This is a genomic window from Bradyrhizobium sp. 2TAF36, assembly GCF_052114925.1.
Classification (GTDB): Bacteria; Pseudomonadota; Alphaproteobacteria; order Rhizobiales; family Xanthobacteraceae; genus Bradyrhizobium; species Bradyrhizobium barranii.
On sequence record NZ_JBFRFR010000239.1, the window covers coordinates 1 to 1072 of the forward strand.

The window sequence follows — 1072 nt, forward strand, 5'->3', positions numbered from 1 at the left end:
CCAACTCAGGCCCAAACATATGGCGGGAATGCTCCGATCTGCCTACAACGTTGGTACTGGGGCGGAGGCGAAACTTTCTACTGCGGCTATAGCTCGATGGCGCAGTGCCACGCCAATGCATCGGGCCTCTCCGCCATGTGCGTTACCAATCCATATTTTGCAAAYGCACAAGTGCCACGGGAACCAGCCTATCGGCAGCCTCGTCGCGCCTACTAGATCGGACAGGGGCGCGACGACTCGGGTTGAGATGGCTGACGCCTCTGGAGAGCCCGCCCCTCGATCCGATCTCGCACGAGCCGCATACGCTGGCGCTGAAGCGAAAATCCGCTGATTGGAGGCCTGCGGCGCTGTAGGTGCATCGATCTGCGACAACCAAACGACTGMACGGGTATGAAATCCGGACAATTCTTGATCTTCMGTGTGACCGCGGCCGTAAAGAGGCCAAACGRACCCAGCGTCCTTTGGCAGTCATCTCACTGTTGTCAGCGTCGGCTACACGACCGACATGAGCTACGATCCATCCACGATAGCCACATTGCGCCGCGCGTTGGACGAGGTGCTGCTTGACGCCCGTTTCCATCAGCGGAAGTCGGCTTCGGCGCTTGAAATTGCTGAACATCTTCTGGCRCGTGCGGCGGACGGAGAACGGGACCTAGAGCGCCTGAAATGCTCGGCTTTCAAGAAATTAATCGGCGATGCCGCGCTTGCCGAGCTGGACTGCATAGCGATCTCAAGACTCTTGCGGGCAGCTCATTGGGGATCGGTAAGGTCGATCGACAGCGACTTTCATTTGACGGCCTTAGTCCTCCTTCGGCGCCACGCGCCACGATCCTCAGCGCATCACCCGGCAGCGGACGTTGCTCGGAGAAGCTGTTAGCCGGGACAAGGCCGCGGTTCTCCGGCTTCAGCCAGCCGCGCCAGTGCGGTGACGGCATTGCGGATGTTGGTGACCGGTGGCCCGCCGAACTTTGGTGGCGGCGGCATGCCCCAGCGCATCATGGCCAGCTCGCGGCCCGTGTCGGTGTTGCGCACCACCGGGGGATCGGGAAACACGACCGGCATCGGTGCGAGG

1 protein-coding gene and 1 pseudogene are annotated in these 1072 nt (G+C 61.2%); one reads left to right on the plus strand and one right to left on the minus strand.

From position 1 onward, the window contains the following. Positions 1–216: DUF3551 domain-containing protein (locus tag AB4Z51_RS44960; protein ID WP_441499773.1), on the plus strand; the 216-nt coding region annotated here is incomplete at its 5' end. Positions 217–845: 629 nt separating this feature from the next. On the opposite strand, the pseudogene AB4Z51_RS44965 reads toward AB4Z51_RS44960, so the two are convergent. Next, a pseudogene (locus AB4Z51_RS44965) lies at positions 846–1072 on the minus strand (SOS response-associated peptidase); the annotation flags it as partial.